At 65.4% G+C, this 13,611-nt stretch carries 10 protein-coding genes and 4 pseudogenes; 7 read left to right on the forward strand and 7 right to left on the reverse strand.

Annotated features, from left to right (window positions below; genetic code table 11):
- Window positions 1-998, reverse strand: a pseudogene (gene egtA, locus RHBS_RS14520) (ergothioneine biosynthesis glutamate--cysteine ligase EgtA); the annotation flags it as partial.
- Window positions 999-1,144: 146 nt separating this feature from the next.
- Between egtA and RHBS_RS14525 the strand changes: the two are divergent.
- A complete protein-coding gene (locus RHBS_RS14525; RefSeq protein ID WP_128645900.1) occupies window positions 1,145-2,314 on the forward strand; it encodes an aminotransferase class V-fold PLP-dependent enzyme in 1,170 nt (389 codons plus the stop codon).
- Here the strand turns inward: RHBS_RS14525 and RHBS_RS14530 are convergent.
- On the reverse strand, window positions 2,257-3,237 hold the full coding sequence (locus tag RHBS_RS14530) for a DMT family transporter (RefSeq protein ID WP_128645901.1): 981 nt from the start codon (window positions 3,235-3,237) through the stop codon (window positions 2,257-2,259). The two genes, RHBS_RS14525 and RHBS_RS14530, sit on opposite strands and share 58 nt — an antisense overlap.
- 73 nt (window positions 3,238-3,310) lie before the next feature.
- Here RHBS_RS14530 and RHBS_RS14535 point away from each other — a divergent pair, with 73 nt between their 5' ends.
- The 3 genes from RHBS_RS14535 to pth all read left to right on the forward strand — a co-directional run bounded on the left by RHBS_RS14535 (window position 3,311) and on the right by pth (window position 5,439).
- Window positions 3,311-3,907, forward strand: a complete 597-nt coding sequence (locus RHBS_RS14535) for a TetR/AcrR family transcriptional regulator (RefSeq protein ID WP_128645902.1) — start codon at window positions 3,311-3,313, stop codon at window positions 3,905-3,907.
- A gap of 191 nt (window positions 3,908-4,098) precedes the next feature.
- Window positions 4,099-4,761: a 50S ribosomal protein L25/general stress protein Ctc gene (locus RHBS_RS14540; RefSeq protein ID WP_121870623.1), complete on the forward strand. Its 663-nt coding sequence runs from the start codon at window positions 4,099-4,101 to the stop codon at window positions 4,759-4,761.
- Window positions 4,762-4,851: 90 nt separating this feature from the next.
- On the forward strand, window positions 4,852-5,439 hold the full coding sequence (gene pth, locus RHBS_RS14545; RefSeq protein ID WP_237669226.1) for an aminoacyl-tRNA hydrolase: 588 nt from the start codon (window positions 4,852-4,854) through the stop codon (window positions 5,437-5,439).
- A gap of 91 nt (window positions 5,440-5,530) precedes the next feature.
- On the opposite strand, the pseudogene RHBS_RS14550 reads toward pth, so the two are convergent.
- A pseudogene (locus RHBS_RS14550) lies at window positions 5,531-7,164 on the reverse strand (fatty acyl-AMP ligase).
- A gap of 284 nt (window positions 7,165-7,448) precedes the next feature.
- Here RHBS_RS14550 and RHBS_RS14555 point away from each other — a divergent pair.
- Both RHBS_RS14555 and pnuC read left to right on the forward strand, forming a co-directional pair.
- Window positions 7,449-9,007, forward strand: a pseudogene (locus tag RHBS_RS14555) (peptide chain release factor 3).
- A 5-nt stretch (window positions 9,008-9,012) separates the two neighbouring features.
- A complete protein-coding gene (gene pnuC / locus RHBS_RS14560; RefSeq protein WP_128645904.1) occupies window positions 9,013-9,666 on the forward strand; it encodes a nicotinamide riboside transporter PnuC in 654 nt (217 codons plus the stop codon).
- Between the two features lie 164 nt (window positions 9,667-9,830).
- Here the strand turns inward: pnuC and RHBS_RS30605 are convergent, their stop codons facing one another.
- On the reverse strand, window positions 9,831-10,055 hold the full coding sequence (locus RHBS_RS30605) for a hypothetical protein (protein ID WP_237669227.1): 225 nt from the start codon (window positions 10,053-10,055) through the stop codon (window positions 9,831-9,833).
- A 70-nt stretch (window positions 10,056-10,125) separates the two neighbouring features.
- Here RHBS_RS30605 and RHBS_RS30610 point away from each other — a divergent pair, with 70 nt between their 5' ends.
- Window positions 10,126-10,458: a hypothetical protein gene (locus RHBS_RS30610; RefSeq protein ID WP_237669228.1), complete on the forward strand. Its 333-nt coding sequence runs from the start codon at window positions 10,126-10,128 to the stop codon at window positions 10,456-10,458.
- Between the two features lie 10 nt (window positions 10,459-10,468).
- Here RHBS_RS30610 and RHBS_RS14570 read toward each other — a convergent pair whose 3' ends face one another.
- From RHBS_RS14570 to RHBS_RS14580, 3 genes and pseudogenes are all read right to left on the reverse strand, one after another.
- Window positions 10,469-11,467, reverse strand: coding sequence for an enoyl-CoA hydratase/isomerase family protein (locus RHBS_RS14570; protein WP_128645906.1), 999 nt, complete (start codon window positions 11,465-11,467; stop codon window positions 10,469-10,471).
- Between the two features lie 45 nt (window positions 11,468-11,512).
- Complete coding sequence (locus RHBS_RS14575) at window positions 11,513-12,196, reverse strand: DUF4166 domain-containing protein (protein WP_128645907.1); 684 nt, start codon at window positions 12,194-12,196, stop codon at window positions 11,513-11,515.
- A gap of 82 nt (window positions 12,197-12,278) precedes the next feature.
- Window positions 12,279-13,611, reverse strand: a pseudogene (locus RHBS_RS14580) (ABC-F family ATP-binding cassette domain-containing protein); the annotation flags it as partial.

Genomic DNA, 13,611 nt, shown 5'->3' on the forward strand with positions numbered 1-13,611 from the left:
CAGCAGCGCCTCGAATGCCGCCGCCGGAACCACCCACTGACCGTCCGGCTGCGCGTCGAGGTACCGAATCTCGAGGTGCCCGCAGGCACGCACCTGGGGGAACAGGGTGGTCAGGTGATAGTCGAGATCACTGGAGGTCGGCGCTCGTCCGACAAGGTCGGGATCGTCCAACCACTGAGCGAATGTGGTGCCCGCAGGCGCTTCCCAGTTCTGGGTGACGCCTTGGATGCAGAGCAGTGGAACGTCGAGTGCCCAGCGTGCGTAGTCGGCGATCGGGTCGCCGGTGTTCGGAACCGCAGTTCTACTGGAATCGGTTCTGCTGGAGTCGAGTTCGAGCCAGGTGCGCATCCGCTGCGATGTCCAGTTTCCCGCAGGCGCACCGGCGAGCTCGGGAGAGCGCGCGAACGCGGCCACGAAGGCAGGGCCGATGACGTGGAGCATGTGCCAGCGGGCGGCGACCTCGGCCTGATCACGTCCCGCATCGACGCTCACCTGAGCCGCAGCGGTGTTGCACATCATCAACTTCCCGAAGGGGCCGATGGTGGTGAACCGATTCTCCATCGCGCAGTACCGCGGTAGGACGAGGAGGCGTTCGGGTGCCCGAGCGGTATCGGCCGGAACGGATGCGATGTCTATGCCGCATTGCCGAGAATATCCCGCAGCAGCCGCGCATCGGCGTCGAGCATCGGTGCGAGTTGGGAAACGGATACATAAGGCGAACTGGACAATTCGACCTGACCGCCGGGTTCGACGGTGACGATGCTGCCGCCCGGCAACGACAGGGCGGGTGATTCGGGATCGATACTGCGCGGGGAGTGAACACCGAGCGCAGAGGCCAGAGCAGAGAGGGTCGGGCGGGTTCCGTCGTCGAGGGCGGTGAGCCACTCGAGTTCGGCGCCGATGAGAGCCGGTGGCCCCAGTTTGAAACACACCTTCGACACGTATGCCTCTGCTGCCGGGCGCGAGCTCAGCCCGAGAGACTTCTCGTTGGACGACACTCATTCCTTCTTTCCGCACTCAACACGTTCTTCGCTACCGAACGTACCCAGCTGCGGGGATCGAAAACGCGGCGATCCCTCGTCTTGTCGAGGCTACCGATTGTGGAACTCTGGTGCCCGAGAGTTCGCTACCGAAAGGACGACCGATGCTCGATCACGACCGCATTCGACGCGACACCCCCGGTGCGTCGGGCCGCGTGTTTCTCGACAGCGCCGGATCCTCGTTGCCGCCGACCGTCGTCCTCGACACCGCGATCGCGCACCTGCGCCGGGAAGCAGAAATCGGTGGCTACCGGGCCGCAAGCGAACGACTCGATGACCTCGCCGCGGTCAAGACCTCGATCGGAACCTTGATCGGAGCGCAGGCGTCGACCATCGCACTGAGCGATTCTGCGACACGAGCCTGGACCGACTTCTTCTACTCCGTGCCACTCTCCCCTGGTGATCGAATCCTGCTGTGCGAGGCCGAGTACGCCAGCAACGCGATCTCCGCCCTCCACCGCGCCGAGGTCACCGGCGCGACCGTCGAGGTGGTGCCCAGCGACGAGTCGGGACGCATCGACCCGGACGCACTGGAATCGATGCTCGACGATCGGGTGAAACTGGTCTCGGTGGTACACGCCCCCACCAACGGCGGTTTGATCAATCCCGCCCGCGCCGTCGCCGATCTCGCACACCGCCACGGCGCACTGGTCCTGCTCGACGCCTGCCAGTCCATCGGGCAGCTGCGCGTCGACGTCGAGGAACTGGGAGTCGATGCTCTCTCGGCCACCGGCCGCAAATGGCTCCGCGGCCCCCGCGGAACCGGCTTCCTCTACCTGCGACCGGGATTGGCGTCGACGCTGCATCCACCGGCCCTGGACCTGCACAGCGCCCAATGGGTCGACCGAGAAACGTATCGAATGGCCGACGATGCCACGCGCTTCGAGTTCTGGGAATGCGACGTCGCGGCCAGGCTCGCGCTCGGGGCGGCCGTCGACTATCTGCTCGAACTCGGCATCGACCGCGTCGAAGAGGCCGTTGTCGAACGTGCCGAATACCTGCGGGCCGGGCTCGGAGAAATCCCCGGGGTGACGGTGCAGGACCTCGGCGATCGCAGGAGCGGCATCGTGTCCTTCACCGTCGACGGTGAAGATCCCGTGGCCGTGCGTGACCGCCTCGCCGACAGCTCGGTGACGGTGACCGTCAGCCACCGCGGCTCGACGCGACTGGACATGACGGGCCGGGGGCTCGACGCCGTCGTCCGTGCCTCTCCGCACTATTTCGTCACGTTCGCGGAGCTGGACACGATGCTCGCTGCGCTCGCACGTGAGTGACACTTCGTAGCGGGGTCGGCAGGAGTGGAGCCGGCGGAACGACCCGTCGAACCGTCGCTCACATGGGTTCTACGGAGGTAGAGAGCCACCCCTGCCCCCGAGACCGCGAGTCCGCCGAGTCCGAGCCAGGTGATCTCGTCGCCGAACATCACGAATGCCCACAGCATCGTCGTCGGCGGTGTCAGGTAGAGCAGCACACTGGCGCGGGTGGGACCGTTGCGGCGCAGCACGAACAGGTACGCGCCGTATGCCCCGAAGGTGGAGAGCACGACAGTCCAGGCCACGGCCGCCCAGAATCCCGTCGTCATGGGCGGTGCGGCGTCTCCGGCCAGCACACTCCACGTCATGAATCCGACTGCGCTGATGGAACATTGGATCGCCATCGCCAGGGCGATCGGCTCCTTCGGTGCCAGAATACGTTGACCGATCGTGCCCATCGACAGTGCCAGCATCCCCGCAGCGGGTAGCAGGTAGACCGGCCAGGCGAGATCGGCACCGGACAGGTCTCCGACCACCACCAGCGAGACACCCGCAATCCCGACGACCAGTCCCAGGGTCTGCCGTCCGCCGACGCGTTCGCCGAAGATCCTGCTCGACGCCATCGCGACCACCAGCGGCTGCAGTGCGGCGATCAACGCGGCGACACCGGGTGGCACACCCATCCCGATGCCGGTGATGGTGGCGCCGAGGTAGAGGAACTGACAGAACAGGCCGAGGACTGCGTGGATTCGGATGGCATGCCAGGTGGGGGTGAGCTTCCGATACCGGCACCACGCGATCAGCAGCGCCACGGCAGCGAGGTAGCGCCAGGCCAGAAGCGTGTGGGCGGGGGCTTCGGCGGTTCCGAGTTCGGCTCCGATGAATCCCGAACTCCACAGCACCACCAGCGCTGTACCTGCGATGGCGTCGACATTTGCTTTCATGCAGCGATGTAAACATACAGGTCTGTATACTCGCAGTGCACCTACTTCTCACCAGCGCTTTCGGAAGGCAACCATGCTCGACAAGCCACTCACCCCCGCCGGAGAACGCATCCTGACCGTCGCCAGCGAGCTGTTCTACGCCCGCGGCATCCGAGCCGTCGGGGTCGACCTCATCGCGGAGGAAGCCCACACCACGAAGAAGACTCTGTACGACCGATTCGGCTCCAAGGACGGCCTGGTGCAGCGGTACCTCACCCGCCGATACGGCCTGTGGTGCGATCACGTGACGCAGTACGTCGAATCCCTCGAACCCGGCGACGCACGCGTCCTCGGGGTGTACGACGCACTCGACGCCTGGATGCGCGACAACCACCGCGGGTGCGGATTCGTCAATGCCTTCGCAGAGTTCGGCGGCACCGACAGCCCGGTGCTCGCGACCATCGAGTCCGAGAAGAACTGGACGAGATCATTGTTCGCGCGGCTGGCCGCCGAAGCCGGATACCCCGACGCCGAACAGCTGGGAACTCGGTTGTCGCTGCTGCACGAGGGCGCGGTGGTGATGGGCACGGCAGGCGCGAGGGACGATGCGGTATCGGTGGCCAGGAGCGTGGCCGCCGAGTTGCTCACTGCGCTCGCAGCGGTGCGGACAGGTGCCCCAGGGGGCACATAACCAAGCCACTGCGCAGCATCGTGTATTGTTTCCCAGGTTGTCTCGGCGAGGGTGGATCCAGATTCTCAGGATCCACCGTTATCGACGCGGCTCGGCCCCGTTGGCCGCGCTCGTTCGTGTCCGCCCCGACGAGCTTGACCGCCCGACGAAGTACGCCGCACGAACCACTTTTATCAGGAGCATTCAGCACCATGGCATCGAAGGTAAACAATCTCACCGCGCAGGTCCGCACCGAATTCGGCAAGGGCGCAGCTCGCCGCACCCGCCGTGACGGCCTGGTTCCGGCGGTTCTCTACGGACACGGCACCGACCCTCAGCACCTCGCGCTCGACGCTCGCGCGTTCGCAGCCGTGCTGCGTAACGATGGCACCAACGCCGTGCTGACCCTCGACATCGACGGCGCATCGCAGCTGGCGCTGACCAAGTCGATCGTCGTGCACCCGATCCGTCGCAGCATCGAGCACGCCGACCTCCTCGTCCTGAACAAGGGCGAGCGCGTCACCGTCGAGGTCAACATCATCGTCGAAGGCGATGCCGCGCCGGGCACCCTGGTCGTCACCGACTCGACGTACATCGAGATCGAGGCCGATGCTCTCGAGATCCCGGAGAACTTCGTCATCTCCGTCGAGGACGCCCAGATCGACACGCAGTTCTACGCGAGCGATGTCCAGCTGCCTGACGGTGTCACCTTGACCTCCGACCCCGAGCAGCTGCTCGTCAACGTCACCGAGGCTCCGTCCGAGGAAGAGCTCGAGGCCGAAGGCGAAGGCACCGAGCCGGTCTCCGAGGAAGGCGAAGCCGAGACTCAGGAAGAGGCAGCGTCCGAGGACGAGAGCAAGGACAGCGACAGCTGATCTCGCTCCACCGACCACGAACAACGCGCTGTTCCCACACCGGGAGCAGCGCGTCGTTCGTTTCGAAGGCGTGATGAGACAATGACGACCGTGAGTGTTGACCCCGCAGCGCCGGCCCTGATCGTCGGCCTCGGCAATCCTGGCCCGCAGTACGAAAAGACCCGTCACAACGTGGGATTCATGGTGGCCGACGCCCTTGCCGGACGCATCGGCTCGGCGTTCTCCTCGCACAAGAAGTCCAACTCCGAGATCGTGCAAGCCCGTCTCGGCTCTCGCTCGGTGGTCATCGCCAAGCCGCGCACCTTCATGAATCTCTCGGGCCAACCGGTGGCTGCGTTGGCGCGTTTCTTCTCGATCGAGCCTGCGAACGTCGTGGTGGTGCACGACGAGCTGGACATCGATTTCGGCGCTCTGCGACTCAAACTCGGCGGCGGCGAAGGCGGCCACAACGGCCTCCGCTCGATCTCGCAGCACCTGAGCACCAAGGACTACCTGCGGGTGCGCGTGGGGGTCGGGCGGCCACCGGGGCGGATGGATCCGGCGTCGTTCGTGCTCAAGCCGTTCTCCGCAGCCGAGCGCAAGGACCTCGGCGTTGTCGTCGAGGAAGCCGCCGATGCCGCCGAGCTCCTCCTCTCGGCCGGCCTCGAAGCAGCACAGAACAGGGTGCACCCGCGCTGAACCGAGCGTCCCCAGTACGAGGCGCGCGCCCCTTCTCGCCTCCGAGCGCACACGCGCACCCCGCACAAAGGGTGTGAGGTCTCCCCCAGTTTCAGTTCAGCAGCGACGCCGAATTCGCCCGTCGCAGTTTGCCGCTCGACGTCTTCGGAATACTGCCCGGCCCGAGCACTGCAACGGTTCGCGGCCGCACACCCACCTCCGAGTGCACCGCGTGTATCACTTCACGTTCGATGCGCTTGACCTCGTCCGGCTTGTCGATGTCGTTGGTTTCCACTGCCACTGCGAAACTTTCGCGTTTGTCGCCGGCATCGAGCCGAATGGCGACGGCATTGCCCGGCCGCACACCTGCGACAGTGCCCGCTGCCCGTTCGATGTCGGTGGGATAGATGTTGCGTCCGCCCATGATGATGACGTCCTTGATACGTCCGCAGACGACCACCAGTTCATCCTCGGTGATGTAGCCGACGTCGCCGGTATCGAGCCAGCCGTCCGCGTCGAGCGTCGACACCGGGCCCTCGACGGTGATGTATCCGGGCGTGACCGCCTTGCCTCGCACCTCGATGATGCCGACGCCGCGTGCGGTGAGCACCTGCCCCTCCTTGTCGACGACGCGTCCCTCCAACCCGGGGACGAACTTGCCGAGCGTCGCCAGCGATCGGGTGTTGCCGCGCGTGGACGGGACGGCGCGGCCGAGGGTCTCGAGCAGGTCCGCGTCGACCACGTCGATCACCTGCCCCTGATCGGGATCCGGAATCGACACTGCGAGAGTCGTTTCCGCCATTCCGTAGACCGGAGCCAGAGCCAGCGGGTTCAGCTTGTACTGGGCCCCGGCCTCGGCGAGCGCGATCATGGTGTCCGGATCGACCGGCTCGGCTCCGTTCCAGGCGTACCGCAGAGTCGACAGATCGAGATCCAGATCGTCCTCGGCCTGACGCAACCGCCGCGCCAGCAGCGAGTACGCGAAATTCGGTGCTGCGGTGACGGTTCCGCGGTACTTGTGAATCAGCTTGGCCCACAACAGCGGCGAGCGCAGAAAGTCCAGTGGAGTGATGCTGACGACCTCGGCACCGACCTGCATCGGCACCGACAGAAAGCCCACCATCCCCATGTCGTGGAACAGTGGCAGCCAACTGACCATCACGTCGAAATCGACATCGAATTCGATGCGGTCGATCATCGCGTAGGCATTGACGTAGAAGTTCTCGTGCGTGATCCGCACGCCTTCGGCGAACCGGTCGAGCCGGACGTGAGTTGCTGCAGCGCGATATCGGACTCGGCCGTCGGCACCGGATCGATATCGCGACCGGTCTTCATGTCCTCGATCTTCAGCACGGTGATGCCGCGCTCCTCGAGCACGGGCGCGGCGATGTCGAACGGAGCCCCGAGAATCACGGCCTTCGCCTCGATCATCCGCACGACGGTCTCGGTGTCCTCACCCCAGACGGCGAGGTCGGTCCGCGGAGTCGGCTGGTGCAGCATCGTCACCGATCCCCCGCGCATCCACGTCGCCTGGCACGCGGGCGCGATATCCACCGGCTGACCGGCCAGGATCCCGATCGCGTCCCCGTGTTCGACGCCTGCGTCGGCCAGAGCCCCGGCCATTCGCCGCGCCTGCTCGTGGATCTCACCCCAGGACTGCCGAAGCGCCTCGTCGGGCTCGCCGGTGACCAGACCGTGCTTGCTGGTGCTCGCGGTCTCGAACATCTCTTCGGTGAACTTGCTCAACGCTTGTCTCCTCGTGAGGGATCTCCCGGCCCACCGTTCACAGTAGGCACTCCCGCCCCGACCGCGGGGAACAACGGGCCGCGTATCCTTGAATTTTGCCCCGGCCACTCTTTCGGTGCCGCCCTTGCTACGAGAATGAGGTCTTCGTGAGTACCCCGTCCAGCACCCCCGACGTCGACGCAACGCTCGAAGGGTCCGGACCGGCAGCGCTCGACGAGTCCGGAACCACCCGAAGCCAGGCCAAAGAGCTCGAGACGGAGGTCGCGAGGCGTCGAACATTCGCGGTGATCTCGCACCCCGACGCCGGTAAGTCGACGCTCACCGAGGCCCTCGCCCTGCATGCACGTGTCATCTCCGAGGCCGGTGCCATCCACGGCAAAGCCGGCCGCCGCTCCACCGTCTCCGACTGGATGGAGATGGAGAAGGCCCGCGGTATCTCGGTGAGTTCGACTGCGCTGCAGTTCAATTACCAGACCTCCCCCGACGCCGAAATCACCAACGTCATCAACCTCGTCGACACCCCCGGCCACGCCGACTTCTCCGAGGACACCTACCGCGTGCTCACCGCCGTCGACGCGGCCGTGATGCTGATCGACGCCGCCAAGGGCCTCGAACCGCAGACCCTCAAGCTCTTCCAGGTGTGCCGCCAGTTCGGCATCCCGGTCATCACCGTGATCAACAAGTGGGACCGCCCGGGCCAGTCGCCGCTCGAGCTGCTCGACGAAATCGAGTCGCGGATCGGCCTGACACCGACGCCCCTCTACTGGCCCGTCGGGATCGCCGGTGACTTCCGCGGCCTGCTCGACGTCCAGGACGGCAGCTACATCCGTTTCACCCGTACCGCCGGTGGAGCGACCATCGCGCCCGAAGAATTCTTGACGGCCGAGGCCGCGGCCGAACGTGAGGGCGTCGACTGGGACACCGCCGTCGAGGAGAGCGATCTGCTGATCTCGAGCGGTCAGCAGCACGATCAGGAGATGTTCCTGGCCGGTCAGACGTCGCCGGTGATCTTCGGCTCCGCGATGCTCAACTTCGGCGTCCGGCAGATTCTCGACACCCTCGTGGCCCTCGCGCCGCCCCCCCGGCCCGCGCGACGACGTCTCCGGCGGCGTACGCGAGGTCACCGACCCGTTCAGCGCCGTCGTGTTCAAGGTGCAGGCGGGCATGGACACCGCGCACCGCGACCGACTGGCATTCATGCGCGTGGTCTCCGGTGTGTTCGAGCGCGGCATGGTCGTCACCCACTCGCAAACCAAGAAGCCGTTCACCACCAAGTACGCGTTGACGGTGTTCGGTCGCGATCGTACGACCGTCGAGAACGCCTACCCGGGAGACATCGTCGGCCTCGTCAACGCGACCGCACTGGCCCCGGGGCACACGCTGTACACCGACAAGAAGGTCGAGTTCCCGCCCATTCCGTCGTTCGCACCCGAGCACTTCTCGGCCCTGCGCGTCGACAGCGCCGACAAGTACAAGAAGTTCCGCCGCGCCGTCGAGCAACTCGACTCCGAGGGCGTCGTTCAGGTGCTGCGCAACGACATTCGCGGCGACGCGTCCCCCCGTACTCGCCGCCGTCGGCCCCATGCAGTTCGAGGTGGTCACCGCACGCATGAAGACCGAGTTCGGCGTCGACGCTCGAATGGAACCACTCGGATACTCCCTTGCCCGACGCACCGACGCGGCCTCGGCCGTCGAGTTGGGTCGCCAACGCGGCGTCGAGGTCTTCACCCGCACCGACGGCGCACTACTGGCACTGGTGAGCGACAAGTGGCGTCTGCAGTACATCCAGAAGGAAATGCCCGAGCTGACCCTCGAACCACTCGTCGCCGCAGGTGATCAGTAGCACCCGTGCTGATCGATCTGCTCGACGCCGAATTCTCCGTTCTCGGGCACCCGATTCTGTGGCGTGAGGTGGTCGGCAACGGGTTCGGCCTGCTCTCGGCGATCGGCGGGATGCGACGCGTCGTGTGGGCGTGGCCGGTGGGGATCGTCGGAAATGCACTGCTGTTCACCGTCTTTCTGGGCGGCGTGTTCCACACCCCGCAGGCGCTCGATCTGTACGGCCAGGCCGGGCGACAGCTGATGTTCATCGCCGTGAGCGTCTACGGGTTGATCCGCTGGATGCGGGATTCGAAGCGGTCGGGGGCAGCCGTTCTACCGCGGTGGGGCACAGCGCGGGAGCGGACGGCGATGATCGTCGTCGCGGTTGTCGGCACCGTGGTGTTCGCGCAACTGTTCGGCTACCTCGGCTCGTTCGGCAAGTGGGCCGACGCGTGGATCTTCACCGGATCCATGCTGGCGACCTTCGGAATGGCGCGTGGACTCACCGAGTTCTGGCTGATCTGGATAGCGGTGGACATCGTGGGCGTTCCGCTGCTGATCGTCGCCGGGTTCTATCCGTCCGCGGTTCTCTACCTCGTGTACGCCGCGTTCGTGGCCTGGGGATTTGCCGTGTGGTTCAGAGTGCAGAACAAGAACTTCGGTCAAAAAATGGCGTCGTAAACAATCGTGATGCTACTCTCAGCGTGTCCGAACAAACTTCGAGTACGTTTCTGCGTGCTCGACGCCGAGTAGCCCGTCCTGATCGATACCCGATCGTGACATCTCGGCGCGGAACCACCTGGGAATCACGATGAAGTGGAAAACGACATGACTAAGGGATCGAACTACCCATTGGCCGGGATCAAGGTCGGTGGCGCTCCCGCGCATCGTTTGGCGACGCCGCCGAAGTCCGATTCCGCTTCACCCGCCGGTGGCCGCACCGATTCTTCGGCGGCAGCGCCCGCCGAGAAGGCGGTCGAGACCCCTACAACCGAGAAGTCGGAGGCAGTGGTCACGTCCACCGAGAAGGCGTCCGCAACAACGCCTGCACCAGCAACGTCGTCCGACACGGATTCAACGCCCCCCCGCGCGGATCGACGTCGTCCAGAGAAGCCCGCCACGGAATCGAACGAGGTTGAAGTGACTACAAGCGATCAGATCTCAGAACACGGCCTGCCCACCAACGGCCGCTCCAGCGCCTCGCCGTCGCTCGGTCGCGGCCAGGGACCCGACCGTCGCACCGCCATGGGCGTCGCCTCGGTACGCATCGCAGGCCGCTTGACCCAGAACGAGCTCGGCAGCCGCACCGGCGACATCCGCACCCCCGACACCTCCGTCGGCCCCGACGAGCTGCTCCAGCTCCTCGGCGAATACCTCGTCTCGGGTGGCCTGCAGAACCCCGAGATCCACGTGCGCTCCAACGGCCAGACCATCGTGCTGGACCTGCAGAACCCCGCCAAGGGCTACCGCTGACCGGTATCGGTCACAACAGCTGCTGGAATGCCTCTGGTCGCACCATCTCGAGTACCAGAGGCTTCCATTGCGGCGCTCGGTCCTTGTCGACCAACACAGCACGAACACCCTCGGCGAAGTCCGGTTCGGTGATGATCCACGTCGCCATCCGCAACTCCCGATCGAGGCATTCACGCAACGTGCTGTCGGCCCCTCGCGTGATCAGCGCGTCTGTGGCCATCAGGGACGTCGGCGACAGCGTCGCCAACTGAGTCTTCGTGGTCCGCGACCAGGGTGTGTCGCACACCAGAGCATCGATGATGTCGACGAGTGAGTTCCTCTCGAACACCGCTGCCACCGCCTCCGCGTCGAACGACAGCTCGGTCGTCGACGGCGCAGTGGTGTATCGATCCAACACCTCGTGCAAATCCACGCCTGCGAGGATGTCCTGCTTCAGAGCGGACACGACCTCGCTCGGGCAGAAATGCGTCGCCAATCCCAGTGCGAGCGCATCGGATCCGGTGATCCGAGTTCCCGTCAGCGCAAGATACCGTCCGACATGGCCCGGCAGGCGCGAGAGAAAATAGCTCGACCCCACATCCGGCACAAAACCGATCGCCGTCTCCGGCATGGCCAGCACGGCGTTCTCGGTGACGATGCGGACGCTGCCGTGAATCGAAATACCCAGGCCACCGCCGAAAGCCGCTGCTTCGATGACGGCAATGTACGGCTTGGGGTAGCCGGCAATCAACTCGTCGAGGTCGTACTCCGCCGCAAAATACGCCGGACCGGCCTCGTGGTCACCGTCGACGACGGCCTGCCGAATCGCCTTGATGTCGCCGCCCGCGCAGAACGCCCGAGGTGAACTGCTCGTCACCAGAACAGAAGTGACCGCGTCATCGTCTCGCCACGCATCGAGGGCGGCTCGGATGCCGTCGATCATGGCACCGTTCAACGAGTTCAGAGCCTCCGGCCGGTTCAGGACAATATGCCCTACGCCGCCCACGATCTCGGCTTCGACAACGGCCACTGTTGACTCCTTCACACGCAGATCGTTCGACGCGTAACAGTAGCGCTATTCGCGAGACTCGACCGACCGCGGACGCGCATCACCGGGAATGTCGGCGGTGAGACAGGGCCGCTCTTCCGCCGTGAACCAACCGCGGTAGAGAAACAACTGTCCGAGCACCGGGCTCTTCACCTCGATCTCGATGCGATGCCGTTCCTCGACCGCATCCCACCACTCCCGGCCGATCGTCACCGCCGATGCCACCTTGGGCAGCTTCGGCGCAAGAGGGCCCAGCAGGAATCGCGGCACCTCGCTCTCGAGCACCAGGCCACCATCGGCATCGACCTCACACCTGGTGTGCACCACCATGTCCGAGGAGAAACCCAGGTAGTCCAATGCATACGTGTCGGACTCGGCGGAGGACACCATCACCGAGTTCATCCCCTGCGGGCGACCCGCGAAAGCGAAGCGACGCACGAAAGACAGTGTCTCGCGGCCCAGTTCGTCGACGTAGGCGTAGTTGGCGATGGTGAACGGCACGTCCTTGCCGATACCGGCGGGAAAGAGACCACGCTTGCGTCCGGCCCACAGCAACGGCGGCGGCACCAGCCGAGAATGCGTCATCTCCTCCATCACGCCCACCCCGAACTGAGCAAGATTGTCCGAGGACTGCAATCCGAAGCGCCACTGAACCTTGGGATGCAGCCGGGAGAAATCCGAACCGAGTACTTCCGCGACGACCGATGTCATGACTTCAGTATGCGACTTCGTCGCAGTGGTGCGTTTAAGTGCCCTCTGGGGAACTCAAACGCACCACTGCGGCTCCGCCGCACTACTCCAGCTCGGCGGCCAGTTCCATCCATCGTTCCTCGGCGACGTCCTTGTCGGCGAGAACCTGCTTGAGCTCGGTGTCGAGGGCGACGAGCTTGCCCTGCTCGGTGGACGCGTCGACCAGTTCGGCGTGCAACTCGACCTCACGCTTGGACAGCCGAAGAACGAGCTTCTCGAGCTTGCTGAGTTCCTTGCGGGCCGCGCGCTCGGAGGCCGCGTCCCTGGTTGCCTTTCGCGGCACCGTGCCGGTGGTCAACGAATCCGGTGTGGCTTCGGCTGCGAGAACCGCGCGGCGACGCAGGTACTCGTCGATGCCGCCGGGCAGATTGGTGAGCTTGCCATCGCCGAACAGTGCCCAGGTGGAATCACAGATGCGCTCGATCAGGTACCGATCGTGACTGATGACGACGAGAGTGCCCGCCCAGCCGTCGAGGATGTCCTCGAGCTGCTGCAGGGTGTCGATGTCGAGATCATTGGTGGGCTCGTCGAGCAGCAGCACGTTCGGCTCGGCCATCAACACGCGGGTGAGCTGCAGCCGCCGACGCTCACCGCCGGAGAGATCGCCGACGGGGGGTGCGCTGACGTGCCGGGGTGAAACCGAGCCGCTCCGCGAGCTGCCCGGCAGAAATCTCGCGGTCGCCCAGGGTGATCCGCTCGGCTACTTCCTTGACCGCGTCGAGAACCCGCAGTTTCTTGGGTAGGTCGTCCAATTCCTGCTTCAGCCAACCGATCTTGACGGTCTGGCCCTGGATGCGCTTGCCTGCAGCAGGCTGCAGTTCACCGGCGAGCGTGCGGAGCATCGTCGTCTTACCCGAGCCGTTGACGCCGACCAGACCGACGCGCTCACCGGGAGCCAGACGCCAGGTGAAGTCCTTCACCAGCTCGCGGCCGTCGGGAGTCTCCAGGCGCGCGTCCTCGAGTTCGATGACGACCTTGCCAAGTCGGCGCTGAGCGAACGAGGACAACGCGACGGAGTCACGCGGGGCGGGAACGTCGGCGATCAGCGCCTCAGCCGCCTCGATGCGGTACTTCGGCTTGGAGGTGCGGGCAGGGGCACCGCGGCGCAGCCACGCCAGTTCCTTGCGGGCGAGGTTGCGTCGACGCTCCTCGGACGCGTCGGCCTGACGGGACCGCTCGGCACGGGCGAACACCCAGTCGTTGTAACCACCCTCGTAGGCCTCGACGCCGCCGCCGACCACTTCCCACGTGCGATTGGCGACGGTGTCGAGGAACCAGCGATCGTGGGTGACGACCACCAGCGCACTGCGACGGCTGACCAGGTGCGCGGCCAACCACTGCACGCCCTCGACGTCGAGGTGGTTGGTCGGCTCGTC

This window comes from Rhodococcus sp. BS-15 (assembly GCF_000813105.1).
Taxonomy (GTDB): Bacteria; Actinomycetota; Actinomycetes; order Mycobacteriales; family Mycobacteriaceae; genus Rhodococcoides.

Coding starts and splice junctions, on each gene's coding strand:
- RHBS_RS14540 (WP_121870623.1), top strand. CDS start 4,099: ATGGCATCGAAGGTAAACAATCTCACCGCGCAGGTCCGCACCGAATTC.
- RHBS_RS14575 (WP_128645907.1), bottom strand. CDS start 12,196: ATGACATCGGTCGTCGCGGAAGTACTCGGTTCGGATTTCTCCCGGCTG.
- RHBS_RS14535 (WP_128645902.1), top strand. CDS start 3,311: ATGCTCGACAAGCCACTCACCCCCGCCGGAGAACGCATCCTGACCGTC.
- RHBS_RS14530 (WP_128645901.1), bottom strand. CDS start 3,237: ATGAAAGCAAATGTCGACGCCATCGCAGGTACAGCGCTGGTGGTGCTG.
- RHBS_RS14525 (WP_128645900.1), top strand. CDS start 1,145: ATGCTCGATCACGACCGCATTCGACGCGACACCCCCGGTGCGTCGGGC.